The sequence below is a fragment of the Streptomyces sp. NBC_01017 genome (genome assembly GCF_045162795.1).
Classification (GTDB): domain Bacteria; phylum Actinomycetota; class Actinomycetes; order Streptomycetales; family Streptomycetaceae; genus Streptomyces; species Streptomyces machairae.
Genome location: NZ_CP108683.1, coordinates 626,650 through 650,438 on the forward strand (window position 1 = coordinate 626,650; position 23,789 = coordinate 650,438).

The 23,789-nt window shown below is 65.4% G+C and carries 23 protein-coding genes and 3 pseudogenes; 19 read left to right on the plus strand and 7 right to left on the minus strand.

The window, feature by feature from the left end:
• Positions 1-235 precede the first annotated feature (235 nt).
• The 4 genes from OG331_RS03145 to OG331_RS03160 all read left to right on the plus strand — a co-directional run bounded on the left by OG331_RS03145 (position 236) and on the right by OG331_RS03160 (position 2,885).
• The gene (locus OG331_RS03145) at positions 236-1,258 is read left to right on the plus strand and encodes a tyrosine-type recombinase/integrase (protein ID WP_406191352.1); all 1,023 of its coding nucleotides are present in this window, start codon (positions 236-238) and stop codon (positions 1,256-1,258) included.
• Between the two features lie 307 nt (positions 1,259-1,565).
• The gene (locus OG331_RS03150; RefSeq protein ID WP_406191354.1) at positions 1,566-1,943 is read left to right on the plus strand and encodes a hypothetical protein; all 378 of its coding nucleotides are present in this window, start codon (positions 1,566-1,568) and stop codon (positions 1,941-1,943) included.
• Positions 1,944-2,127: 184 nt separating this feature from the next.
• Positions 2,128-2,520: a hypothetical protein gene (locus tag OG331_RS03155; protein ID WP_406191356.1), complete on the plus strand. Its 393-nt coding sequence runs from the start codon at positions 2,128-2,130 to the stop codon at positions 2,518-2,520.
• 2 nt (positions 2,521-2,522) lie between these two features.
• Positions 2,523-2,885, plus strand: coding sequence for a hypothetical protein (locus OG331_RS03160; protein ID WP_406191358.1), 363 nt, complete (start codon positions 2,523-2,525; stop codon positions 2,883-2,885).
• A 224-nt stretch (positions 2,886-3,109) separates the two neighbouring features.
• On the opposite strand, the gene OG331_RS03165 is transcribed toward OG331_RS03160, so the two are convergent.
• Positions 3,110-5,323 carry a hypothetical protein gene (locus OG331_RS03165; protein WP_406191360.1) on the minus strand — a complete coding sequence of 738 codons (2,214 nt, stop codon included), beginning with the start codon at positions 5,321-5,323 and terminating at the stop codon, positions 3,110-3,112.
• 372 nt (positions 5,324-5,695) lie between these two features.
• Between OG331_RS03165 and OG331_RS03170 the strand changes: the two genes are divergently transcribed.
• Both OG331_RS03170 and OG331_RS03175 read left to right on the plus strand, forming a co-directional pair.
• Positions 5,696-6,226 (plus strand): winged helix-turn-helix domain-containing protein, encoded by a 531-nt coding sequence (locus OG331_RS03170; RefSeq protein WP_406191362.1) that lies wholly within the window; start codon positions 5,696-5,698, stop codon positions 6,224-6,226.
• Positions 6,145-6,576, plus strand: coding sequence for a transposase (locus OG331_RS03175; RefSeq protein WP_406209660.1), 432 nt, complete (start codon positions 6,145-6,147; stop codon positions 6,574-6,576). Before OG331_RS03170 ends, OG331_RS03175 begins: the two co-directional genes overlap by 82 nt.
• A gap of 191 nt (positions 6,577-6,767) precedes the next feature.
• Here the strand turns inward: OG331_RS03175 and OG331_RS03180 are convergent, their stop codons facing one another.
• Positions 6,768-6,971 carry a hypothetical protein gene (locus tag OG331_RS03180; RefSeq protein ID WP_406191364.1) on the minus strand — a complete coding sequence of 68 codons (204 nt, stop codon included), beginning with the start codon at positions 6,969-6,971 and terminating at the stop codon, positions 6,768-6,770.
• 458 nt (positions 6,972-7,429) lie between these two features.
• On the opposite strand from OG331_RS03180, the gene OG331_RS03185 reads away from it, so the two are divergent.
• The 6 genes from OG331_RS03185 to OG331_RS03210 all read left to right on the plus strand — a co-directional run bounded on the left by OG331_RS03185 (position 7,430) and on the right by OG331_RS03210 (position 13,824).
• Positions 7,430-9,235 (plus strand): VanW family protein, encoded by a 1,806-nt coding sequence (locus OG331_RS03185; protein ID WP_406191366.1) that lies wholly within the window; start codon positions 7,430-7,432, stop codon positions 9,233-9,235.
• Between the two features lie 457 nt (positions 9,236-9,692).
• Positions 9,693-10,199: an ATP-binding protein gene (locus OG331_RS03190; protein WP_406209663.1), complete on the plus strand. Its 507-nt coding sequence runs from the start codon at positions 9,693-9,695 to the stop codon at positions 10,197-10,199.
• 500 nt (positions 10,200-10,699) lie between these two features.
• The gene (locus tag OG331_RS03195) at positions 10,700-10,903 is read left to right on the plus strand and encodes a cold-shock protein (RefSeq protein WP_406191368.1); all 204 of its coding nucleotides are present in this window, start codon (positions 10,700-10,702) and stop codon (positions 10,901-10,903) included.
• Between the two features lie 286 nt (positions 10,904-11,189).
• On the plus strand, positions 11,190-11,963 hold the full coding sequence (locus tag OG331_RS03200) for a GNAT family N-acetyltransferase (protein WP_406191370.1): 774 nt from the start codon (positions 11,190-11,192) through the stop codon (positions 11,961-11,963).
• A 1,216-nt stretch (positions 11,964-13,179) separates the two neighbouring features.
• Entirely contained in the window at positions 13,180-13,497 is a 318-nt protein-coding gene (locus tag OG331_RS03205; RefSeq protein ID WP_406191372.1) for a WhiB family transcriptional regulator, read from the plus strand.
• Between the two features lie 75 nt (positions 13,498-13,572).
• Positions 13,573-13,824, plus strand: a complete 252-nt coding sequence (locus OG331_RS03210) for a hypothetical protein (RefSeq protein ID WP_406191374.1) — start codon at positions 13,573-13,575, stop codon at positions 13,822-13,824.
• 623 nt (positions 13,825-14,447) lie between these two features.
• Here OG331_RS03210 and OG331_RS03215 read toward each other — a convergent pair.
• Positions 14,448-15,098, minus strand: a complete 651-nt coding sequence (locus OG331_RS03215; protein ID WP_406191376.1) for a hypothetical protein — start codon at positions 15,096-15,098, stop codon at positions 14,448-14,450.
• A gap of 464 nt (positions 15,099-15,562) precedes the next feature.
• On the opposite strand from OG331_RS03215, the pseudogene OG331_RS03220 reads away from it, so the two are divergent.
• Positions 15,563-16,372 (plus strand): annotated as a pseudogene (locus OG331_RS03220) (transposase family protein).
• Here the strand turns inward: OG331_RS03220 and OG331_RS03225 are convergent.
• From OG331_RS03225 to OG331_RS03235, 3 genes are all read right to left on the minus strand, one after another.
• Entirely contained in the window at positions 16,332-17,063 is a 732-nt protein-coding gene (locus OG331_RS03225) for an ANTAR domain-containing protein (RefSeq protein ID WP_406191378.1), read from the minus strand. The pseudogene OG331_RS03220 and the gene OG331_RS03225 sit on opposite strands and share 41 nt — an antisense overlap.
• 5 nt (positions 17,064-17,068) lie before the next feature.
• Positions 17,069-17,728, minus strand: a complete 660-nt coding sequence (locus tag OG331_RS03230; protein WP_406191380.1) for an ANTAR domain-containing protein — start codon at positions 17,726-17,728, stop codon at positions 17,069-17,071.
• A gap of 395 nt (positions 17,729-18,123) precedes the next feature.
• On the minus strand, positions 18,124-18,468 hold the full coding sequence (locus OG331_RS03235; protein WP_406191382.1) for a group II intron maturase-specific domain-containing protein: 345 nt from the start codon (positions 18,466-18,468) through the stop codon (positions 18,124-18,126).
• 294 nt (positions 18,469-18,762) lie between these two features.
• On the opposite strand from OG331_RS03235, the gene OG331_RS03240 reads away from it, so the two are divergent.
• Both OG331_RS03240 and OG331_RS03245 read left to right on the plus strand, forming a co-directional pair.
• Positions 18,763-19,557 carry a hypothetical protein gene (locus OG331_RS03240; protein ID WP_406191384.1) on the plus strand — a complete coding sequence of 265 codons (795 nt, stop codon included), beginning with the start codon at positions 18,763-18,765 and terminating at the stop codon, positions 19,555-19,557.
• A gap of 95 nt (positions 19,558-19,652) precedes the next feature.
• Positions 19,653-19,769: pseudogene (locus tag OG331_RS03245) on the plus strand (hypothetical protein); the annotation flags it as partial.
• A gap of 137 nt (positions 19,770-19,906) precedes the next feature.
• On the opposite strand, the gene tnpA reads toward OG331_RS03245, so the two are convergent.
• Positions 19,907-20,335: an IS200/IS605 family transposase gene (gene tnpA / locus OG331_RS03250; protein ID WP_406191176.1), complete on the minus strand. Its 429-nt coding sequence runs from the start codon at positions 20,333-20,335 to the stop codon at positions 19,907-19,909.
• Between the two features lie 25 nt (positions 20,336-20,360).
• Between tnpA and OG331_RS03255 the strand changes: the two genes are divergently transcribed.
• The 4 genes and pseudogenes from OG331_RS03255 to OG331_RS03270 all read left to right on the plus strand — a co-directional run bounded on the left by OG331_RS03255 (position 20,361) and on the right by OG331_RS03270 (position 23,717).
• The gene (locus tag OG331_RS03255) at positions 20,361-21,518 is read left to right on the plus strand and encodes an RNA-guided endonuclease InsQ/TnpB family protein (RefSeq protein ID WP_406191386.1); all 1,158 of its coding nucleotides are present in this window, start codon (positions 20,361-20,363) and stop codon (positions 21,516-21,518) included.
• A 2-nt stretch (positions 21,519-21,520) separates the two neighbouring features.
• Positions 21,521-21,997, plus strand: coding sequence for a hypothetical protein (locus OG331_RS03260; RefSeq protein ID WP_406191388.1), 477 nt, complete (start codon positions 21,521-21,523; stop codon positions 21,995-21,997).
• A 143-nt stretch (positions 21,998-22,140) separates the two neighbouring features.
• Positions 22,141-22,281 (plus strand): annotated as a pseudogene (locus OG331_RS03265) (DUF4158 domain-containing protein); the annotation flags it as partial.
• Positions 22,282-23,186: 905 nt separating this feature from the next.
• Entirely contained in the window at positions 23,187-23,717 is a 531-nt protein-coding gene (locus OG331_RS03270) for a PleD family two-component system response regulator (RefSeq protein WP_406191390.1), read from the plus strand.
• The last annotated feature ends 72 nt before the right edge of the window (positions 23,718-23,789 follow it).

Here is a 23,789-nt window from a genome sequence, read left to right on the forward strand (position 1 = left end):
TCGGCGTTCTGCACGGGACACGACGGCCGCTGGAAGGCGCTCGGACGCCCCGACAGCGAGGACTTCAGCGCCTCCTACGAGGAGAGCGGACCCGGCGGGTCCGAGCACATCGACCTGCGCAGACTGCCCGTGCAACTACGCCTGGAGATGCAGTACGCGCTGCAGTGCCGCCATGACGAAGCCACCAAGAAGATCAGGCCCGCATGGGCCCAGCGCCTGGTCAACGCCCTCGCCGATGCCCACGTCCGGTCCCTTCTCGACGAGCCGGAAGATTTCTGGAAGACCTTCCGCGGTCCGTCCGACAACTGGGCCACGGGCTGGGTTCCTTCCTGGCGCCCGCCGGCGCATCGAGGAACTGGTCTACGGTCGCGGCTGGGAAGCGGAATATCCCCGCCCCGTCTGGCGGCTGCGCAATCTCGGCATCGTCCACTCGCACACATCGACGATCACCTTCGAGAAGATCACCCAGTCCTGGCTGCGGGATCTGGCCAAGCGTTGGGCACGCTGGCGGCTGTCCGGCGGCCTCGGTGCCGGCACCGTACGCGCGGGAGTGCGCATGGTCGCCCGGTTCTCCGCGTTCCTCCCGGCAGGGGTGACCGGACTCGCCCAGGTCGACCGCGCCTTACTCGAACGCTATCTGGCAGATCTCCATGCTGCGATGGGCGGCCGCAGCACACACAACGCGCACATCAGCAACCTCAACACCTTCCTGCGCACGATCCGCGTGCACCGCTGGGACGAGACACTGCCGGGCAACGCGGCCTTCGTCCCCGAGGACTACCCCACGCCGCCGCCCCTGCTGCCCCGGTCCGTGGCCGAGTACGTCATGGCCCAGCTGGAAGACCCCGCCAACCTCGCCCGCCGGCAGGACCCCGCACGACGGCTGATCACGCTCGTCCTCATGCGCTGCGGCCTGCGCATCACCGACGCCATCAGCCTGCCGCTCGACCCCGTCGTCGATGACGCCGAAGGGGCGCCCTACCTGCGCTACTTCAATCACAAGATGAAGCGCGAGGCGCTGGTCCCCATCGATGAAGAACTCGAACAACAGCTCCGTGACCACCAGCGCCGAGTCCTGGAGGAGTGGCCCGAGGGGGTGTCGGTCCTCTTCCCCCGCACCGACGCGAACCTCCGCGGTGACAGACCGATCAGCACCTCCGGCTACCGGATCTCGCTGGCCGAGTGGCTCCAACTCTGCGAGACCCGCGACGAGTGCCCGGGAGCGTACACATCCAGGCGTGCAGAACTGGCAGAGTAAGGCATCAACAGGGCTCCTGTTACCGAGAGTTGTCTTGGTCGACTACCTCTCATAGCAGGAGCCCTGCCCGCCTACACCGACTTCACCGAAGCCCTTGACGACCCCGGCCGGACCCAAACTTCGCGACATTGCCTTGCAAGGGCCCTGGATGAAACCCCCCTCGGACACTCGGCGCGCCTAACGGTGCCTAACCTCATGTATTCAGCTGCAAGGGGGATCTGATGCCCCAACAGAAGAAGGGTGCCTCCGAACTGCGATGATCTGGACTGTCTAGATCAAGAACGTCGCGTGGAGAGGCACCCAACGGGTGAAGACTACCGCTTGGGACCAGCGGCTGGACGTGCGGGCCGATGACAAGAACCTGATCGGTCACGCGGGCGTGGTGCTGCTGCGGAAGGTCGCCGATCGTGTCGGGCTCGCCCGTGCCCTGGCCGCCGCGTTTCCGCGGGGTGTCGGGCGGGGCCGGCGGGACCGGGGCGTCGTGTTGGTCCGGCTGGCCTGTGCGATGGCGCTCGGCGCGACGAACGTTCTGGAAGCCGAGCAACTTCAGCGGCACTGGCGGCACCTGTTTCCGCGTCCCGTCTCCGACAGCACGCTGCGACGGTGCCTGGCCTCGGCCGACGGCCCGGTCGCGGCGAGGATCGAGCGCATACGTGCCGCGATACGCCGCGTGGTGTGGACGTAGCTCGCCCTGCGTCCCGGAGGCTTCCCCTGGATTTCGGTGTGCGGTCGGCAGCTGACCGGCTGGTACGTCCTCGATCTCGACGCCACCGTCGTGACCTGCAGCAGCAGGAACAAGGGGCGGCGGGCACGTTCAAGGGAACGTGGGGGCATCACCCGCTCGGGGCCTGGGTTGCCAACACCCGCGAGTGCCTGGCGATGCTGCTGCGGCCGGCAACCCGGCCGCCAACGACGTCGTCGACCACAAGAGCTTCCTGGCCGCCGCGTTGCGTCAGCTCCCGCTGCCGCTGTGGTCGAAGCTGCTGATCAGGATCGACGGTGCGGCCTTCAGCCATGACGTCCTCGACCACCTCCAGTCCCTGACCACGAGCCGGCGCCGGGTGCGCTGGGTGACGGGCTGGGCCATCCACACCAAGGACGCAGAAGCGATCGCGCTGCTGCCGGAACAGGTGTGGACGGCCGCACTGCGACAGCACGGCGAGATCCACGAGATCAAGGGGCCCGACGGCGAGACGGTCTCCTACCAGGTCGCCGAGATCACCGGCCTGCGCGACCTGACCGGCCGGAGGAAACGCGGCTGATCGTGCGCCGGGTCAAACCCTCACGCCGGGACCTGAAGAAACTGACCGACTTCGAGAAACGCACAGGCTGGCGCTACCAGATCGTCGCCCCGAACATCCCCGCCCGCAACGGACTGTCCACAGTGCCCGGCTCCGGGCAGGTGTGGTTCGTCGACGCCCTCTACCGTGACCATGCCGAGGTGGAAGACCGGGTGAAAGCGATCAAACGGGTCGGCCTGGGACCGCTGCCCTCGAAATCCTGGCAGCTCAACACAACCTGGGTCCTGGCCGCCACGATCGCCGCCGACCTCGACGTCCGGACACGTCTGCTTCTCCCGCATGACGAACCCAACTGGCCAAGGCCGAACCGGAGACGATCAGAATGAAGCTCTACCACCTGCCCGCACGCACCACCCACGCCCAGGCGCACCCTCCACCTGGACCAATCGTGGCCGTAGGCATCGGCGTTCGCCACCGCCTGCCACCACGCGACGAAGCTTCCCGCCGTCACCTGACGGCGGACCCCGACCCGGCGAAGACCAGGAAGGAGGAGCCGTACCACCGTAACTTCACGGCTTGGCCTAAAGCTCCGCTACAAACCCACAGGCCTTCAATCCTTCTTCTTCTTCTCCTCCTCCTCTTCCTTCTTCTTCTTCTTCTTCCCCGTCAGTATCCTGATACTGAATTTACCGCTTCCCTTCTTCTTCTCCGGCTTCTTTGGAGGCGTCCCCGGAGACGCATCACGCGTATCAGGAGGCGAATCATCACGCGTACTAGGAGGCGTACTCCGCAGCATAAACCCTGTGTTTGTGAGTTTAACGGCATCACGCCTGCGATCCCTAGGCCTAGACGAGGGTAGGCTCCTGGAGGGCCGTTCCTCCTCCTTCTCCTTCTCCTCCTCCTTCTCCTCCTTCTCCTCCTTCATTCCCTCATACACTCCTGCCTCTCCCGGATCCGCCGGAGGCGTGGGAGGTTTGGGCCGCATTTGCAATACTTCCCCGACTATCCTGTCGCCCTCGTCCTCGTCCTTGCCCTCCGCACGCAGAGTCGCGTTAGCGAGTTCGACCTCCCACTTGCGCACCTCCTCTTGATAGTCTGCATATTCCTTTTCATATTCAGGATACGCCGCCTTCTTCCGTCTTTCTGCTGCCTTTTCTTTCAATCTCCCCTCAAGGTCGCGGTGGTGTGCGCGGCTCGCTTTGCTCCGGTCCCGTGCGAGTTCCTTCTGCTTGAGCTTGGGTTCTATCTCGTGAAGCTTAATAGACGTCTCCGGCCCGATGAGTTTCTTCGCTTGGAGCCACAGAGTGCCCCGGGTCGTCGCGTTCTCGCCCGGCACATAGTGCCCGCTCTGATCGGTTACTGAGATAATGTACCCGCCGTCATCAAAAACCAGCGTCCCGGCCGCCAGGACGTCAGCTCCAAGCGACATGGATGAGTGATGGATGAGGCAGTACTGGCTCACGTCGCCGTCTTCGGCAGGCGCGTTCTCCCACAGCGCCGGCGTTATGGGATTGACATATTCGAGTGATCCGTTTTTCTTCCTGGTGAAGGCAGCGTTTAGCGTGAAGATGTAGATCTCCTCCTCGCAGATGACGAAACCGCGCTCACTGTCTGTGGCGTAATCGCGCCCCCATGTGAGGATTGCCTCCTGACCGTGCGGTCCTTTGGCCGGCGCGCGTACAATCTGCCCGTGGAAGTTATCTTCCCTCTCCTCGTCCGTCGGCTTGAAGGTGACTACCCAGTCCCTGTTCTTTTTGGGATGTTTTTCGAATTCCCTGTCGAATTCCTTGTCCCGGCTCGGGTCTGCGTACCCTTTGCCCCTCGCCTTCGCCCTCCTCTTCCGCTCCTCCTGTGCCGGCTGCGGCAGGTCCGGAAGCGGGGCGGCTTCATCATCTTCCAGCGCCATCGACTGCGCTGCGAATTCATACTCCAGGAGCGCGGCGGCATCGAGTTGCAGGAGGCATTCGTCCCACAGGGCGCTGGCGGGGTACACGGATTCGAAGATTCGCCCCACCAGAGCATCCACTTCGTCGAGCCATCGTTCCCACTTCGGCCACAATTTCCGGTCCGGCAGCCTATCCTCGTCCCGCGGCTTCTCCTGTTCCTCCACGAGCCGCTTCACCTCATCCAGCACAAATAGAACCTCTTGCTGGACCGTCTGGGAAAGACTGCTCCAGGTTCCGTTCTCGTGGGACGCGGTTTTCCGTGCGCTCACAAAGTCATTGTAGAGTGCGAGTCCTGGCTCCTCACCGATGTTCCAGGAAGCGCACTCAGGACTTTTTTCTGCAGAAGCGGAGATATGGCGGCTCGCCAAGTCATCAATGAACAGACCCACACTTTCCAGCTGACCATACAGCCTACCGACCGCGTCCCGCGCCGGATCATCCAATTCTGGTGGTGGAGAGGAAGTCTTTACGTTAAGCGCTTCATGCGCCGCTTCTATATTTTTTGCGTACGTCTTGTCGTGCTCTTCCTTTGCCCAGTTCAGATAGGCGGTCCGGGTGCCCAGTTCTTCCTTCCGCTGCCGGCTCAGGTGGACCATCTGGACTGACCTGGGGTTCAGCCCTTGCAATGCCGCCTTGGTTTTGATCTTCGCCTTGAGGTCCTCGTAGACGGCCAATTTGATATCGGGGCCCGGGTCAATACGGTTCGCCTGGCAGTACTCCACGAATGCCTTTTGCACATCTTTGCAGCCGAAGGATTCGGTGAGCTCTCGAATGATGTCCCGGAAGTCCGGCATAGTGTACGGATTTGTCTCCCAAGCCTTGAATGCGGCGTTGGTTACCTTGAAAACGTCAGGAAGGCGAGCGGGGTCCAATTCCATAATTCTTCTCCAGTCATGCTGTATTTGAAGTCAGTCGTGATCCCGCGACGCGGGGTTCGGACTCACGCGTTAGCGTTGCCGATCCCCGGCCTGCGCCGTCTCGGTCACGGCGGCAGCTCAAGAGCCATGCGGGCGAGCCCGACACCTGGCCCGGTGGAGCAGCCCTCCTCCCCTGCGGATCCCGGGGATCCCCTACACCATTTGGCGGAACGGTCATCCCAGTCGAGTGCAGCACGCCCGGGGCCTCTGCGGTCTTCCTTCCAGGGCAGCATTCAGGGCGGGCACTGCAGACAAGCAGACATTCAGGGCGGGCACGATACTGATCTTTGAGGCCGTGGTTGACGAGTCGGCCATGTGCAGCACACCAGATGTATGGGGGCTCGAACTCGCAGGCCGGTGAGCCTGGTTGAGGCGGAGCAGCGGCGTTTGCAGGCGGCCGACTTATTCGAACAAGGGATGCGGCAGAACAAGGTCGCGGAGGTGCTCGGGGCGAGTCGGCAGGCGGTCAGCCTGTGGCACCGGGCCTGGCGGGAGGGCGCCAGCGACGCGCTGTTGTCCACGGGGCCGGGCGGCAACTCGTACCTGTCCGCCGAGCAGGAAGCGGAGCTGGAGGTCTTGCTGCGGGCCGGTCCGGTGGAGCACGGCTGGGAGGACCAGCGGTGGACACTGGCGCGGATCGGCAGACTGATCGAGGAGCGATTCGGCGTCACATACGAGCTCTCGGGGGTCTGGCGGCTGCTGGACCGTCTGGGCTGGTCCTGGCAGGTGCCCAAGGTGCGGGCCATCGAGCGAAACGAGGAGGCGAACTGGTGCACGCAGACGTGGCCGGCAGCTTCCCATCTGCGCAGGTCACGGCAGCCGGCGGATGGATCTGCTTCGAGGACGAGGCCGGGGCCTGGCTGAACGGCCCGGTCCGCCGCACCTGGGGCAAGGCCGGACACACCCCGGTGCTGCGGATGTCCGGCAAGCACAACGACAAGATCAGCATGGTCGCCCGGGCGTGCTTCAAGGAAGGTGCCGAGCCCCGGCTGATCTACGCGATCAAACAGTCCGGCGGCTCCACGAAGAAGGACTTCCCGCGCTTCCTGACCCTGCTCCACCGCCGCCTGGAGGGGCCGGTCACCGTCGTTTGGGACAACTACTCCAGCCACATCAGCGAACACGTGAAGCAGTACGCGCAGCGGCAGGACTGGCTCACGATCATCCAGATGCCGTCCTACGCACCGGAGTTGAACCCCGCGGAGCTGCTGTGAGCCCACACCAGGGAGAAGATCGCAAACCGGCCTTCCGTTCGATTGACGAGCTGCACCGGGCCACCCGCAGCGCCCTCCGGTACATCCAACGCCACCCCGAACTCCTCCTGGCATTCCTAGCAGGAACAGGGCCTCGAACTCACCCCACCAGCGTCAAGCCCGTAGTCAAAGATCAGTATGTAACTCGGGCATCAACACCCGGCGGCCTCGGCGAGGGTGACGAGCTCAGGCAGATGGGCGTGGTCGGCGACGTGGGCGTCGAAGCGGTGGCGAGCTACGGAGATCGCAGAGCGGCCGGGGGTGACGTGGGTGCGGTGGACGGCCTGCCCGAGGAGATCACGCAGGAGTTCCTTCGCCTGCCCGGCGGCGTAGATCTGCCGGCCGTAGGTCCCCATGTACCCCAACTCGGTCTTGAGGAGGGTGTGTTGTTCGGCGGTGACGTCTTCCCTGTTGCGACGCAGGAGTTCGCGGACGGTGCAGACGGCATCGCCCTGGCGGCCCGGCGGCCGTGCTGGAGCGTGAGCAGCCCGCCCGTGGAAACAGCACCAAGCCGGTGACCGGACGGTAGCTACCGGGCTGGACGGACGCCCGTAGATCCGGACCGACGGCGCTGGGCGACCGAAGACCTTCGGAACGGACTTCGATGCCTCGACGACCAGCCGGACTCTTGATCGGCGTGGACGCCATCATCCGGACCGAGGCAGGTGCGCCACCATCTCCACGCTGCGATCAGCGGAGGCTCCCGCTCGCAGTACAGGGGGCTGGAGCAACCGCGCCGGAACTTTGGCAGGCAGCACCACCTACAAAATTATCGCAAACGCCTTCATATCATCGCTTCACATACGGTCGGGCCATGCCCGTCTGCCCGCACCACGGCACCATCAGACGAGGAGAACCAGTGCCCCGCTCAGACCATCACGGCTCATCCGTCTCCCCCACCGACACCCGGTCACCGACTCGCCGTCGAATAGGCCGTGTCGCGCTCGTGGCGGGGGCGGCAGGTGTCGGCTTCGGCGGACTGTACCTGGGAGAGCTGTTGGTTTCCGGTAACGCAATACCCGCAGGCACCCAGGTAGCCGGGGTGAACATCGAAGGGCTGAGCCGCCCACAGGCACAGCACAAGCTGGACGAGACCCTGGGCACCGCCTGGACCGAGCCGGTGAAGGTACGCATCGCCGACCGCACCACCGCTATCAACGCGAGAGGCTTCTCGCTGGACAGCGCGGAGACTGTCGCGCATGCCGCACAGTCGAGGCTTGATCCGGTCACCGTGATCGGCCGCCTGTTCACCAACAACGACCATAAGGTCGAACCGGTGATCCGCGTGAAAGAGACCCAAGCACGCACCGCACTGGCCAGAACGGCCAAAGCACACGACCGGAAGGTCCGAGAGGGCGCCGTCACCTTTCGCAGGGGAACGGCGACGCCAGTAAAAGCCAGGCCCGGGCAGTCCCTGGACATGGACGGAGCGATCAAAGCGCTGGGTTCGGCGATCCCCGGCCGAAGCAAGGAACCGATCCGTCTACCGGTCCGTACAGCCGAACCCGTGATCGGGACGGCCGAGGTGGAACGTGCGATGAAGGAGTTCGCCACCCCCGCGATGTCGGCGCCGGTCACACTCGTCACGGGCAGCCGGAAAGTCGAGATCAGCCCGGCGACGCTCAGCAAGCACCTCACCATGAAGCCGGACAGCGCCCACCGGTTGAAGCCGCAGCTCGACAGCAAGGGCCTCCTGGCCGATCCGACGACGGCCAGTTCCTTCGCACAGGCCACCGACAAGGCGGTCAACGCACAGCTACGCCTGAGACACGGGCGCGTAGTGGTGGCCTCAGACGGCGAGCCCGGACAGGAAGTCACAGCCAAGACGCTTCATAAGGCCGTACTGCCGCTGCTGACCAGGACCGGGACGGCCGCCCGTACCGGAGCGGTGGCCACCGAAGAGATGAAACCCAAGCTGACCCGCGACAACTTCGCCCGCCTGGGCATCACCGAGCGAATGTCGACCTTCACGGTCAACTTCGAGCGGGCCCCGTACCGCACCACGAACATAGGCCGGGCCGCGAAACTGATCAACGGATCGGTCGTGCTACCTGACGAGACGTGGAGCTTCAACCGCACCGTTGGTGAGCGGACCAAGGCCAACGGGTTCGTCGAGGGCATCATCATCAACAACGACAAGTTCGAGAAGTCGGCCGGAGGCGGCGTCTCCGCGGTCGCCGCCACCACCTTCAACGCCATCTTCTTCGCCGGCGTACAGCCGGTGGAGCACGGGGCCCACTCCTTTTACATAGAGCGCTACCCCGAGGGCCGAGAAGCGACCGTTGCCTGGAACAGCCTCGACCTGAAGTTCAAAAACGACTCGGGCAACGCCATCTACATCGCCGCGCACGCCACGAACACCTCCGTCACAGTCACCTTCCTCGGCAACAAAAAGTACGACAAGATCGAATCGGTCACAGCCCCACGCACCCACCTGAAGGAGCCGAAAACCCGCCACGACTCCGGCGACGACTGCGTACCCCAGACGCCCCTCGAGGGCTTCAACGTGGCGGTCGACCGGGTCTTCAAGAACGGCGGCAAAGAAGTCGGGCGGGAGACCTACGAGACGCGGTACGTGCCACGCAACGAGATCATCTGCAGCGGCAAGGCCACCGACTGACCTGCAGAGGCCCCAGGGAAACATCCTCAAGGTCTGCACCGCCGGAAGTCCGGACAGCCCGGCCGGAGCGTCGAAGACATGGACGAGGGCAAGGAGCCGCAGCCGTCGGCGCCGGTCTGCTCGGCGTATGCGTCACAGGCTGCTCACCGCCGGGACGCGGTAGTTCTCGATGCGGCGCCCGCCAGGACGCTTGAGCAGATCCGCCCTTGCGTAGCCGCGTCAGCACCAGATCCAGCAACCCACTGGTCACGCGTGTACGCACGGGTGGAGGTGCGCGGTCCGGCCCGCGGTCCGCCCTGCTGGGTTGTGCTGTCCGGTGTCTGCCGCCCCCCTAGGGATTCAGGGCCGTGTCAAGCCTAGGGAGTTTCCCTGATGTGTGGTATATGCGCATGTTCTTGTATGGAGTCAGTGATCCGGTCAGACGAACCACACCACAGGCTCCCCGGAAGTGAACGCGATGTATGTCACCGACCTCGACAGCACCCGCCCCGAGACGGCAGGCGCCCCCCGGCACACCCGGGCCGGCGACCACCCCGCCCGCACCGCGTCCACCGAAAGCCTCTGCCCCGACCAGCGGGCCACGCCCGTCACCCGCGACCTCGACCACACCCCCCAGTCCGTCAGCCACGCCCGCCACCTCACCCAGCAATTCCTGGGCAACAGCCGCAACGACGCCGCCGAGGCCGTCGTGCTCGTGGTCTCCGAACTCGTCACCAACGCCATCGAGCACGCCCAACCCCCAGTGATGCTCCACCTGCACCGCGAGACCACCGGCAACCGCGTCTGGGTCGGCGTCACCGACGGCGGACCCGCCCCCGACGAAGCTTCCTGGACCTCCCCCCGCACCGACGCCGAACACGGCCGCGGACTGAGCATCATCGACACCCTCGCCGACGCCCACGGCACCCACCACCTCACCAACGGCACCGCCACCACCCACTGGGCCCGACTCCACACCACCTAAAACAGTCAGATCGTCATTGTCTGATGTGGGTCAGGCGCTGGTGCGTGACCTGGTGGAGGCGGTTGCGTTGTACCAGCAGACACACGTGCACGTCTCCCGTGACGGTTCCGTGTGCGAGGGGCCCCCGACTGCACCGGCCCACAGTCGGGGGCCCTCCGGATTTGACCGCGCCGATCACACTTTCGACATCACACCGAACAGGATCCGTCCTCGGGTCGCGGTACCTCATCAGGCTTTGGCCCCGCGCCCGAACCCCTCCACTGTCACTGCGGGCCCGCGGCGCCGAGAACCCCAGGGCGGGGGCCTTCAAGCGGGGCGGCGGCAGCCTCCGGCACCCCGCTCCGATAGACAGTTTCCGCTGGCCCCTGCAACCAGAACGCAGCCGCGCGCCTGCACGGACTAGCCGGTGCAGCACGACACAGCGCCGGCACCTGGCGCCGAGTGAGCAGGTTCCGTGGCACAGTGCGTGCTGGTTGACCATCGACGGGAGGAGAACGTAAATGCCCACCGGCACGGTGAAGTGGTTCAACGCGGAAAAAGGCTTCGGGTTCATCCTGCAGAACAGCGGCGGGCCCGACCTGTTCGTCCACCACACAGGCATCACCGGCCCCGGCTACCGGCAACTGCACGAGGGCCAGAAGGTCACCTTCGACGTCATCCAGAGCCACAAAGGGCCAGAGGCCGAGAACGTCACACCCGAATGAACACCGACACCGCACCGACTCCAAAGCCCCTCGCCGTCACCTGCACCCCACGCCAGCAACGTCAGTGGTCCAAGATTTCAGGTCAAGGGTGTCAAGCCTGGTGTGCTGCGGGCATGAGCAGCGGTTCCCTCGTACGTGCGCATAGCGACGCAAGGTGAAATGGCCTTTCTGGGCATAGAGTGCCGCATGATCGGCGTCCTGAGGGAGAAAACCGGTGCAGACAGCAGGGGTTCAGCTGGCGGGCGGTATGCGTGTACGGGCGATGGAAACAGCGGATCAACCTTCCGTGCTCGCCCTGATTGCAGCTGACCGCCTGCCCGGCCAGCCCGCACCCGACCCGCTTCTGGTATCGGGCCCGGCCCGCAACGGCCTGGCAGAAACGGCCACCCTGGTCCTGACCGACGGCGCCGGCCAGATCCATGGAGCAGTCCACGTCGCGCTCCGCAGCCACGACCACGCAGGACTAATCGGCTGGCTGCACGCCCAGGAAAACTTCGAGGCAGTGGCCGTGCTGATCGCTGCGGCACGCGCTCGCCTAGGCCCCGTACGGATGCTGTACGGCGGCACCGGGCCCACCCAACCCCCCGAAGTAGCTACCCATGCTCTGCCAGGCATCGCCGAGCACCACCATGCGGCCACCACCCGTGCCCTGCGCGCGGCCGGCTTCACGCCCGCCACCAGCCGCCTCTACCTCCACCACCCGCTCACGCCCACGCCAGCCCAGTCACACTTCCCCCTCGCCGAGGTGCGCCCTCTCACCGACCCGCCCGGCGTGCAGCTCACCCTGCTCGAAACGGACGGCAGCCCCTTGGCCACCGCCGTCCTGCACAGCAGCGACGACGGTCATTGGCTGTTGCGGTACCTGGCTGTCCGCGCCGGGTACCGCCACCGCGGCATCGGCTCCAACCTGCTCGCCCAGTGTCTGCAAATCGCCCACCTGCGCGGAGCCACCAGTCTCATCGCTCACACAGACGAAGACGACCACGCCAGCGCCCGCCTCCTCACCCACGCGGGCTTCGCCGCCGTCGACACCCTGACTATCCACCACCGCCGCCCCTGAGGGGAACCGGGCTGCCGCTCCCCCACGCTGACACGGGCAGTGGCCTTCCCCCGCTCGACCAGCTCGGCACTTCGGCCGTGGCCCAGTTCCGCCGCATGTGTGACAGGTGCAGCGCCGGGGCCCGACAGGGCCAGTACGGTCATCCGGCTCCCCCGTGATCACGCGCGCGTGAATGATCTGGCCGCTTGAGCCTTACGGATGCGGTCATGACAGGCGTCGCAAGCCACGACGATCGTGCGGCGCCCGTCCAGCATGACGCGCGTCCAGTCGGACAGCGGCCATCTGGCATGGGCGAGGGCCGGATGTGATGCACCCGGACATCACCGGTGGCTCCGCAGATCTCACGGGCATCCCCCAGGGGCCGAGTGATCAGCTCTTTTGTGTGGATGGTCCACCACCTAGACAGGACGGCGGTCGACGACGTTCGCCGGCCGCTGCTGCTGAAGAGATTCCACCGAACCTGACAACCAGTGGCTCCCTGCCCTTCCCACGGTCGGTGCCTGGAAAGGCACCGTCGTTGCCTCTTCAGGCACCGACAACACAGCTCGGACGGAAGAGCAACAGAATAGTCAAATCGAGGTCGTGTCCCGCGACGTGGTATAGGGGATCAAGCGCTGGGCGTTCCGGGTTCGAGGTCCAGGGAGATCTGTGCGGAGGTGGCATTCCACGAAGCCTCCTGGTAGGGCGAGTTGGGCGCCCGTTCAGGCCGAGCCGCCGTCCCTGGCCTGCGGATTCCAGCGCCTTGATCCCCTACACCACCTGACGGGACGCCATCCAAATCGACAGGATTGTCGGCAAGGAGAAGAGGCGATGAATGGCCGGCTGAGTGGCCGTGCGGCCTGGTCGCCGACGCTGATATCGGCATCGAGGCGTGACGCGCAAAGTACAGGCGGAGGTGGTGGGCTGGTATCGCCCGGTCATCCGGACACCGCGTGTCCGCCATCCTCGGTTAGATCTAGTGACGGCAGGTACGCCCGGGCAGAGGCAGGCCGAATAGGGACGCGTCGCCATGGCCCACCCGGACGCCAGTTCGTCGACCAGGAGATCGACCCGTGGGCCGTGGGCACGATCTACAGCATCGCGGGGGACGAGTACGCGCCCTGCTGCACCGCCGGTGCGCTCAGCGGGCGCTCATCATCAAGGACGTGCTGTGAGCCGGCGCCGCGCCGCTCTCGAACGGCAGCGGTTGCGCGCTGCGATCACAATGGGAGAACCTATGCCAGGCATCGACGACCTCCTCAGTCCCTCCACCGCCTACGCGCCTGCCAATGAGGCCGGCGGCGACTGGCGACGCAACGCGGTATGCACCGGCATAGACCCCGATCTCTTCTTCCCCATCGGTAACACCGGGCTTGCACTGCTGCAGATCGATGAGGCCAAGACCTTCTGCCGGCGCTGCCCCGTCATCGTGCAGTGCCTCCGATGGGCGCTCGAGTCCAACCAGCACCACGGTGTCTGGGGCGGCCGGTCCGAGGAGGAACGCCGCGCCATCAAGCGCCGCATCGCCCGTCAGGGGCTGGCAGCTGTTGAGTAATCCATCAGTGCCTCTCGGTCTCTGTTGTCTTGTGCCGTGACGGTGTGCGGTTCGCCGAGTGGGGATCGGTGCCTGATGGCGATCGCCTCGTGGTGGCAGCGCAAGGCGGAAGCTTCCTACCGCATCGGGGATGAGGAGTTGACGCCGTGGCGGCCGTGGTCGCTGCCCGCGCTGCGCAAGGAGTTCAACCGGGCCAAGTCCATCGACCCCAGGTTCGCCGGCTGGTGGCGGGAGAACTCGAAAGAGGCCTACAACACTGGGCTGGCGAATGCTGCCGCGGCGTTCGACAGCTACGCGAGGTCCAAGCAGGGCAGGCGCAAGGGGTAAACGACTCGGGATGCCCCGGTTCAAGTCGAAGCGCAAGGCGCGCCTTGCGTGCCGGTTCACCACCGGCACGCTCCGTGTCGAGTCGGACGGCCGGCATGTCACGCTGCCCCGGCTGGGCACCATCCGCACCCACGAACCCACCGTCAAGCTGTTGCCCCGCATCCGAGCGGGCACAGCCCGCATCCTGTCCGCGACCGTCCGGCACGAACGTGGAGACGGCCCGGGAGATCACCCGCGTCGACCGGCCCGGTGTCGCGGTCGGAGACCAGGACACGCCCCGCGTGTCGAAGCCCCGTGGAGCCGACCGTGAGACCCGTCGCCAACACCCCGGCCAAAATACCGGCCGGGGCGGGCGGGCAGGTGGCGCGAGCCTGCCGCACCAGCGGCAAAAGGAAACGGGAGACCGTCGTCAGGACACCGAAGCACAACCCACGCAAGGGTGACACCGACACGGACCTTCCAGACGGAAACGTCTGGAAAGCCGAGAGTCACTGAGACTCTGAGCAACGGGCCCGGAACACCGCGTGATCTTGGCGGCGGATTTCTCCGAACCAGGCATCGGCGACGTGGCGGGCGAGCTCAACAGCTGCTAGCCCCCTGACGTTTCCCTGGCCCCGGTCGGGTCACCCCTCGGGCAGTCGCTGGGCAACGCTTCCTCCACGCGCGGCGCCGTCGACGATCTCGCGGGCAAGTCGGCGGCTGTCGTCGCAGGTGGAGGCGCCGAATGCGACGAGCGCGTCGTCAACAGAGACGTGCCAGCGTTCCGCGAGGATGCCCATGGCCTGTTCCATGACGATGTGGCTGTTCAATTCGTTCTGGAGTCGGTCCCGTTCGACTCGGCCGCGCTCCAGGGCTCGCTGCTGGCCGCTGATGGTCGCCATGTTGGCCAGCGCCTGCACGAGCCGGTAGTTCTTCGCGGCGAGCGGGTCGGGGTCGGTTAGGAACTCGGAAGCCATGGGTGTGCCCCATTTGCGCTCCGCTTCGGCATGGGTGGTCCCCCATGCCTGGGCCAGCTCCTCATAGCTTGCGCCATCGCAGCGGGCGTCGCTGGCCGCGTTGTCGGCCAAGCATTCCACCGCGCCGGCAAGCTCACCCAGCGCCTCAAGATAGGCCAGCGGACTTGAGGGGTCCGCCATCATGCGTTCCTTACTCCAGCTACTGCTTCTGAGGCCTTCGGCAAGTCGGCGGCCCAGCTCCTCGGCGAGACCATGGGCATCGCCGATCAGCTTGTCCCGCTCTGTTGTGGTGGGCTCACGGTGCGGCAGTGACCTCATGTTCGTCCTCGAAATCCTGCAGCAGGGGGTGTTGCGCCGATGATCCATTGGTCGTGTGCGACCGCGTGCGGGCACGGCATCAGCAACACCCGCCGCCGGGCTACGCCACGTCTTGGGTCGGTGCGGATGCGGGACCAGGGACCGGAGCCGGCCGTTCGTGACCACCTGGTCATGGTCTGTGGCTTGCAGTACGTGGCGCGAGCAGTGGCCGTGGTGGCGACGGCTGCCCTGGGCCTCGTCGCGGTGAGAGACGCGCGCTGAGAAGAAATGGGTTCACCGTTACTCCCGACTGCATGCCGACCGGGGCCGGTATGTCCGCGACGTCGGGGGCCGGGACGTCTGGTTCTTTAACGGTACTACGCTTTGTTCGTGATCAGAAAACCCGACCTATAAACCTCTTTCATCCTGTCCGGTGAGGGTGAAACGTCCTGGTCAGCTGGGTGATGCCGAGTCTCGTTGTTGGCGTGGTGATACCACTCATTGCACATGCGACCGTAGGGGCCCTGTTGGTCTTCGTTTCCTGCCGTGCTGGACGTCCGGCACGAGCTGGTGGAGCATGTTTTCTGGCTTATCTACACCCGCAGGCGTGAAGTCAACTCGCGATGGTGGAAGCTCGGTTGCTTCAAGCGGGCCCTGGTGCTGGCCCACGTGCGCAGAACGAGACTGTCGGCAGGTCGGTGCCGGGTTCGGGGTGTCGGAGGTGACGGCCTGGCGGTACGTGAACGAAACCCTCGAGGTTCTTGCTTCCTGGGCGCCGGGCCGGCACGAGGCTCTGGTGTGTCCGGGCGACGGCGACTTCGTCGACGGCACCCTGATCCCACCGGCCGCATCAAGGCAGACGAGCAACGGCATGAACGTGCAGGTCATCGCGGCGCCGAACGGCCCACCCCTGTGGTTGTCCCAAGCAATGTCCGGCCGCTCTCATGATCTGTTCGCGGCCCGTGCTCGCGGTATCGTCCCGGCCTGCCTCACCCGCCAGATCCAAGTGCCAGCCGATTGGGCCTACCAGGGTGCCGGCGCCGCATTCCGTACGCTGTACGGCCTTACTGGTTTCCAGCAGTTCAATCATGATCATGCCGGGCTAGGGTTCCAGGGCGAATGGGCCCTTTGCCGGGCTGTAGTCCTGGCGGATCCTGCGCAAGGCACGCTGCTCGACCCGGCGCATAAGCCACACCGTCCAGGCCATTCGCACCCCCATGACATGCGAAATTCAGAATGAAAAGAGCGGCCGACTCAATGTGGGATATGGTCGGTGTCGATCTCTCCGGCGATGATCTGGCGGCCGAGCTCGACCAGGAGCAGGCGCTGCGCCCGGGCGTAGCTGCGCAGAGCGGTAAAGACCTCGTCTACCGAGCACTGCCAGCGCTCTGCGAGTACGCCCTTGACCTGCTCCAGCACGACACGGCTGTTCAACGCTTGCTGCAGTTGTACGCGTTCAAGCTGGCTTTGCTCCAAGGTACGCTGCCGCACGATGGTGATGGTGGCGATGTCGGCCATCGCCTGAGCGAGGATGACGTCCTCCGGGCTGATGGAACCCGTCTGAGTCTGGAACAGGTTCAGGGCGCCGATGACCCGATGGTGCAGCCGGAGCGGGATGGCGTGGGTGACCTCGAAGCCGATCCGGCGGGCGCTGGCGGTAAAGAGCGGCCAGGTCTCGGTCGCTTGGGGGCTGCGGAGGTTGATGTTGGTGCGCTGCCGTCCGGTGGTGTAGCACTCGACACAGGGGCCCTGGGAGTGCTGCAGGGCAAATACTTCCAGGATGCGGGTGTGCTCGTCTGAGGCGGCGATCAGCTGCAGTTCGTCGTGCGCGTCGGCCAGCAGGACGCCGGCCGCCGAGACGTTGAGGAGTTCCACGCTGTGCACCGACAGCCGGTGCAGGAGCTCGATGACGTCGAACTCGCCGGTCAGGGAATCCGCAACCTCCACGAAAACCTCGGTCACGTGCTGCTCGCGAGTCATGGCCATGGCGATCAGTCCTTGTCTGTGGTGGGGAGGGTTCGGCCGTCCCCGTTGTCGTCCAGACGCAGCCGCCGCGCGACGATGGCCTGGGCTACCTCGGTCAGGGGGCGGCCAGTGATGTAGACGTGGGCGCGCAGCCGCGCCATGGCCTGTGGCAGGGGCAGGCTGAGCTGGACACTGAGCATGCCGGTGGCTTGGTGGACCACCGCGCTGTGCAGGCCGTCCATGGGCCGCAAGAGGGCGGCACCCATGGAGTGTGGGGCGCTGCCGTTTAGGAACCGCGCGGTCAAGCCGGCGGCCAGGACCACGGCGTCGTCGGCCTGCTGCTCGCTCAACGGACCCGGGGTACGGCGCACAGCTGTGAGCACGCCCAGCCTGACAGCTCCGATTCCCAGCGGAAAGGCGAAGACCGCTCGCACCAGTGATAGCGCAGATGCCTCGGAGACCAGGGCGGACCATCGCTCAAGCGGCGTGGCCTCCAGGTCCGCGACCAGGACGATTTCACCGGTGCTGGCCGCATCGGTGCCAGGCCCCTGTCCGACGGTGAACTGCAGGTCCTCGAAGGTGCTGCTGAGATCGCCTGAGTGCCACAGGACCTCGTTGACCTGGTTCTGGTCCAGGATGGACACCGCCAGACCGTCGACGCCCAAGATCGCAGCGCTCTCGGTCACAGCGTCGATCCAGGAGCCTGTAGACAGGCTCTGCTGCAGCCCAGCCATCCGGTCGCTCATCATCGCCGACCACCGCGCAAATAGACTGTCATGACCGAGTTGGCTGCCACGTTGCCCTTTCGATCGGTGGGCCCCTGGCCGCCTGATTGGCCACCTAACCCACCCTAGCCCGCCGAGTAGCCGAGGGGATTCTCACTCCTCGGCTCTCACAGATCCGTACGTGACGATCTCTCGTCATACAGCTCTTGTCGTTCTGGTCACCAGCCGCGGGGGCGCGTGTGGTTCAGGCTCAGTGGGAGCGAAGAACCGGGGGCGTCGTGCGACGGCCTGGTTCCACGCCGTCTGCGCTCCCTTCCTGCCCCGCAGCCGTTTGAACTTCTTGCGCATCCACCGCATCACGTAGGCGTTGACGCGTTCCAGAAGGGGATGGAGGGCCTTCTGGTAGAAGGCCCCGTAGTACGCCACCCGCGAATGATCGGGTTGATGAACCGTGCGAGGTCCGCTTCGGTCAGGTTGGTGCGGTGGTGCAGCCGCCAGGACCGCACCTCGGAACTGATCCTGCGCAGAGCTTCCCCGTTGATGGCGGGGAGGAATGCCCGGAACATCTGGCCGTCTCTGCGGACCGCGGAGCGGGTGCGGAAGGTGAGTCCCAGGAACGTGAACTCGGTGTGCTCGTACGAGGCACGCCGGTTGGCATCCTGGAGCCGGCCGCCGTAGCGGCCGAGGTTGTACGTCGGCATCGTGACTGTACGTCCCCACGCCTCCTGTGCGGCGGAGCGGGTACAGCTCCTGCCCCGATGAGATGAGCTTGCGTCCGTGCTGTCCGGCCTCTCGCCCGAGTGGCGAGAACGTCAAGTTCCTGCTCGGCCGAGGTGTGCTCGCGACGCGGCACATCATCCGCAGTGGGTGCGTGCCTTTTCCTCCACAGAGACCTCCATAACCGCTGTCGCCCTCGCTGGCTGAGGCGGGTCAGGTGGGGGGAGAGCTTCAAAACTGCATCCGCTCAGGGAGCAGCGGGTTCCTATGCTCCCGGGATGGAAGTCTGGTTGTTGGACCACTTGTCGACTGCTGTGCTGGCCGTGCTGGTGGTGGGCGGCATTGTGGTGTTGTCGCTGCTGGGCGACAAGCTCTGCCGTCGCTGGTTCCCGAGTACTTCTGGTGGCGCCCACAACGAGATGGTTGCCCTGCTGCTGTCCGTGTTCGGCGCGATCTACGGTGTGATTCTGGCCTTCGTGATCGTCAACCTCTGGACACAGATGCAGGACGCGGAGACCGTGGTGGCCGGCGAGGCGACCGCGGTCGCGCAGATCGTCCGCGATGCACAGGCCCTGCCACCCGGCCCTCGGGACAGGATCAACACGGCAGTCGGGCGGTACGTCCATACTGTGGTCGAGAAGCAGTGGCCGGTGATGCGCGAGGGACACGCCGGCCACGACCACACTGCATCAGAAGTCGACGGCATCTATGAGGCACTGCGGTCGTTCGCGCCGACTGACAGCCGCCAGCAGATCTTCCTGGAACATGCCGTCAACAGTCTCGACAATGTGGTCGACCATCGACGGGATCGGATCGCCGCGAGCGGCCAGGATCTGCCGGCTCTGCTGCAAACGCTGGTGTTCGGCGGCGCGCTGGTGATTCTTCCGCTGACGTTCATGTACGGCCGGGAGGATCGCCGCCTTGAAACGATCTTCGTGGGCTCGGTCTCCGCGCTCCTCAGCCTCAGCGTTCTGCTGGTGCTGGTCCTCGACCTGCCGTTCTCCGGCGACCTCAGCGTCAGCCCGGCCGTATTCAAGGAGGGCATCCTGGCTCAGTTCTGGACCGCGCCCTGACACGAAGAGGGTGTCCCTCGGCAGACCCGCGCCGTGTCCGTCGGTGACGAGACCGGCTTCCTGATGACCGAGAGTGGACGTGCGGAGCGTGCGGGACCGTCCTGGACCGAGACATCAACGCGGCGGTCAACGTCGCCAAGGCGGCCGGACTGGCCGTCGCAGCCCGTGGAAGCGCAGATAAGACCGGGACTCCTCCCGGCGCAGCGCGATGAAGCAGGAACCCACTCGAAGCCGCACCCGACAACGGCGCGGCAGGCGGAAACCGCCCTCCTTTAGGTTCACGCCCGGGAGGAATCGCTTCTCAAGATAGGTGTGACCCGCACAGGCGCACGGGTCTGCGCTGTTGACCTCAGTCGGGACGCTTCTGGTTCTCGATGTACTCCTTGATGATCGCCAACGGCGCTCCGCCGCAGGATGCTGCGAAGTAGGACGGGGACCAGAAGTGATCACCCCACAGGTACGTGCGAATGTGGCCGGGGAACTCCTGGCGCAGCCTGCGGGCGGACACGCCTTTGAGGGAGCCGACCAGCCGGGAGACGGCGACCTTGGGCGGGTAGTGCACCAGCAGGTGTACGTGATCGCGTTCGCCGTTGAACTCCACCAACTCGGTTTCGAAGTCCGCGCACACGGCCCGCATGATCTCTTCGCAGCGCGTGAGGATCTCGTCGGTGAACGGTCCGCGCCGGTACTTGGGTGTGAAGACCAAATGGGTGTGGAGGGTGTGGACGACCGTACGACCCCTGCGAATATTGGGGTTTGGCTCCCAGCGTGGTGACATAGATCAACTGTAGTACGATGAGCGCATGAAGATCGTGACGCAGGTGAAGCTGATGCCGGAGGCCGACCAGGCCGCCGCGCTGCGCTCCACGCTGCGTACGGTCAATGAGCCGGCGTGCTGGGTGTCCGAGGTGGCGTTCGCCAACGGTGTGCCGCGTGAGTACGAACTGCGCAAGCACACCTACGCGCACCTCAAGGCCGAAGGGCTCGGAGCGCAGGCAGCGCAGCACGTGATCAAGAAGGTGCGCGACGCGTACACGACGCTGCATGCCAACATGCGCGCCGGAAACCTGGGCAAGCCGAAGTCGAAGCGCCGGACCAAGGCCGTCTCGAAGCCGATCACGTTCCGTCCCAGTGCCGCGCAGCCGTATGACGATCGCTGCCTGTCATGGCAGTACGACGCACAGACCGTGTCCATCTGGACCACCGCCGGACGCATCAGGAACGTCCGCTTCGCCTGCTCCACCGACGCGCTCAGGACACTGCGCGAGTACCGCAAGGGCGAGGCGGATCTGATCGAACGTGACGGCGACTTCTATCTGATCGCCACGTGCGACGTTGTCGAAGCGGAGACCTATGAGCCGGGCGGCTTCATCGGCGTGGATCTCGGCATCGTCAACGTCGCCACCACGTCCACCGGCTACATGGCCGCCGGGCGCGGCCTGAATCGGTACCGCAAGCGTCAACTTGCCCTGCGGGCCAAGCTCCAGGCCAAGCGCACCAAGTCCGCCAAGCGCAGGCTCAAGGAGCGTTCTCGCCGTGAACAGCGGCACGTCAGGAACACCAACCACATCATCGCGAAGACGATCGTGACCGAGGCTGAACGCACCTTTGCCGGACTCTGCCTGGAAGAACTCAAGGGAATCCGGCAGAGGGTACGGCTCCGCAAGCCCCAACGGGTCGCACTCCATTCCTGGGCCTTCGCCCAGCTCGGAGACTTCATCGTCTACAAGGCCAGGCGGGCCGGGGTGCCCCTGGTCTTCGTCGATCCCGCGTACACGTCGCAGACGTGCGCCGAGTGCGGCCACGTCGACAAGCGCAACCGTGTCGACCAGGGGCTTTTCATCTGCCGGGGGTGCGGGGTCGTTGCCCACGCCGACCGGAACGCTTCCCACAACATCGCCGCAGGTGGCGAGAGCGTGTGGAATGCGGGGCGTGAGTCACGCGTCCCTGCCACCCAGTAAGGGTGTCCGGACGGAGGAGCCGACCCAGCAGCCAGTTGGGCGCTACCTCCAAGCCCGGTCCTTTAGGCCCGGGTCAAGTTGACCGGTACCACTCCTTCCGAACCGGAAGTGACCTGCGTGTGGTCGTGGTCGACGGGCACGCGGTCGGCGCAGAGGTACGCACCAGCATCAAGGGCTTCAAGTCCAACCCGGCTCTGGGCGGCACGGCCGAACCCTGCCTGGGACGCTATCTGGAGGCGGAGCAGTTGGCCTGCCGTGCTGCGGCTACGGTGGGAGCCGAGATCGCCGGCGTCGACCTGCTTTTCGAGTCCAGCGGTGCCTTTACGATCTGCGAGGTGAACACAGCGCCCGGCACGAAAGTCCTCACCGAGGTGACACCCGCGATCATTGCAGCGTGTTCAGCGCGGGTCAGGCGCGTCGATGGCCTGCCCGCGGAAAAGGGAGCCAGGCAGCAGACGGTCGCGGCCTGCACCGGTTGATACTCCATGTCCAGCGCTTCTCATTTCCGGAATGCCGTCCAAGCCGCCTGAACGGACCGAGCTGCCCGAGTGTATTGAGCGGAACTCGCAACTTGCCGACATGATTTTGGCCAGGCCCAGAACGTGCTGGGCGCTACGGCACCCGCGCCGATCATCTGCGGGAGATCGCCGACTATCTGGGGTGGAAGCCGGCGAAGGCGCTGGAGTTGAAGGAGCTGGACGAGTTCCTGCTGGCCCGCGCCATGGAGCACAACTCGCCGAGTCTGCTGTTCCGGCTGGGGTGAGTACCTGCGGTCGGCGAAGGTGATCCGGTCGGGTGTGGTCTCGTTGTTGAAGAGGTCAACCGGCGCCACCCGATCCTGCTGACGCTGCTCGCGCAGTCCGCGGTCGATGCCCTCGACTCCGTGGTGCAGCTGTTCGATCAGACTCTGTCGGTGTTCGGAGTCACGCGCCCGGATCAAGCTGCGCGACGTGCTCGCCGAGCGGGCCAAGCTGTCGGAGGGGGTACGGCTCTGGTGTCCGCAGCGGACACCATCGGACCCGCTTCCACCCCACTTGGCATTGATGATGTGCCCGCCTCAGAGCCGATATCAAGCGGCACGTACATGCCTCACACGCCCCGCACCGGCTGTCGCTCCTGCCCACCGTGACCCGCCGCACGAGATCGGCCGCCGTGCTGACAGCGGGCACCGCTCAGCCGCAGGTCAGGTAATGCCGATGCCAAGGCCGAGACGGGGCCTACCAGTATGCTGAGAGGACGTCGGGGACATTCCTGCCCCGCGAGGAAGTGGCCGTGGCACTGGCCTCCGAGCCTGGTGGCACCAGCCGTGCGACGAACGAGCAGCAACCGAAATCAAGTCCGGCCGGTGTTGCGACGGCTGGAGCGGTCCGCCCCTTGGCTGGCCTCTCTCGGGAGGAATCGATGCTGGCTGTCATCGACCTGCAGCAGGCGCTGAGCATGTCGGGGCCGGCAGGCTCGCCCGGAGTGGGTGTCGCATTCATGCACGCACTGGTTCGGAGCATGGGGCTCGCCTTGGTTGCAGAGTCATGAGGACTGTACCCGGCACGCCCTCGACCACGCTGTGTGAACTCGTCGACCGCATCACCACGGCATACCAGGCCGCCCGCGCGGCCCTCGAGAAACGTAGGGAGGAAATGGGGAATGAGCAGCGCTAATGGACACATCCTCGTGGTCGACGACGACCGCACCAACCGCATGATGCTCACCTACCGGCTCGAGGTCAGTGGCCTGCAGACCGCCACCGCCGAGAACGGCTCCGTCGCCCTCCAGATGCTCCGCGAAGAAACGTTCGATCTCGTTCTGCTCGACATTCTGATGCCGGAGCTCGACGGCTACGGAACCCTCCAGGTGATCAAAAACGACGTCAAGCTGCGCGACGTCCCCGTGGTCATGATGTCCTCTCTGGGCGAGATGGACAGCGTGGTGCGCTGCCTGGAACTGGGTGCCGTGGACTACCTGCCCAAACCCCTGGACGGGCTCTTGCTGACCTCACGCGTTGAAGGCCTCCTCCTCAAAGGCCGCTTGCGTCGACTCGACGAGGACTACGAATCCTGGGCCAACCTGCTCGCTGACGCCCTGCCGGCAGCGGTGCAGGGCACCTTGGACCCACTACTGCTCAAGGACCTCGCCGGCCGCACCGACGGACTCGGCCGCCTCGCCCGGGAAATCCAGAAAATCCAGCCTGCCGCGCAGGCGTGAGATTCCTGATGCAGGTGTCCTCGATGCGGCCCACTCCTGCGAGCATGAACTGCTGACAGGCTTCACCACCTG

Bases quoted from the DNA above. Each gene is read 5' to 3' on its own strand.
- OG331_RS03145 (WP_406191352.1), top strand. From the start codon at position 236: ATGCCCACGTCCGGTCCCTTCTCGACGAGCCGGAAGATTTCTGGAAGA.
- OG331_RS03165 (WP_406191360.1), bottom strand. From the start codon at position 5,323: ATGGAATTGGACCCCGCTCGCCTTCCTGACGTTTTCAAGGTAACCAAC.
- OG331_RS03170 (WP_406191362.1), top strand. From the start codon at position 5,696: ATGGGGGCTCGAACTCGCAGGCCGGTGAGCCTGGTTGAGGCGGAGCAG.
- OG331_RS03180 (WP_406191364.1), bottom strand. From the start codon at position 6,971: ATGGGGACCTACGGCCGGCAGATCTACGCCGCCGGGCAGGCGAAGGAA.
- OG331_RS03185 (WP_406191366.1), top strand. From the start codon at position 7,430: ATGCCCGTCTGCCCGCACCACGGCACCATCAGACGAGGAGAACCAGTG.
- OG331_RS03190 (WP_406209663.1), top strand. From the start codon at position 9,693: ATGTATGTCACCGACCTCGACAGCACCCGCCCCGAGACGGCAGGCGCC.
- OG331_RS03195 (WP_406191368.1), top strand. From the start codon at position 10,700: ATGCCCACCGGCACGGTGAAGTGGTTCAACGCGGAAAAAGGCTTCGGG.
- OG331_RS03205 (WP_406191372.1), top strand. From the start codon at position 13,180: ATGCCAGGCATCGACGACCTCCTCAGTCCCTCCACCGCCTACGCGCCT.
- OG331_RS03210 (WP_406191374.1), top strand. From the start codon at position 13,573: ATGGCGATCGCCTCGTGGTGGCAGCGCAAGGCGGAAGCTTCCTACCGC.
- OG331_RS03215 (WP_406191376.1), bottom strand. From the start codon at position 15,098: ATGAGGTCACTGCCGCACCGTGAGCCCACCACAACAGAGCGGGACAAG.
- OG331_RS03225 (WP_406191378.1), bottom strand. From the start codon at position 17,063: ATGGCCATGACTCGCGAGCAGCACGTGACCGAGGTTTTCGTGGAGGTT.
- OG331_RS03235 (WP_406191382.1), bottom strand. From the start codon at position 18,468: ATGCCGACGTACAACCTCGGCCGCTACGGCGGCCGGCTCCAGGATGCC.
- OG331_RS03240 (WP_406191384.1), top strand. From the start codon at position 18,763: ATGGAAGTCTGGTTGTTGGACCACTTGTCGACTGCTGTGCTGGCCGTG.
- tnpA (WP_406191176.1), bottom strand. From the start codon at position 20,335: ATGTCACCACGCTGGGAGCCAAACCCCAATATTCGCAGGGGTCGTACG.
- OG331_RS03255 (WP_406191386.1), top strand. From the start codon at position 20,361: ATGAAGATCGTGACGCAGGTGAAGCTGATGCCGGAGGCCGACCAGGCC.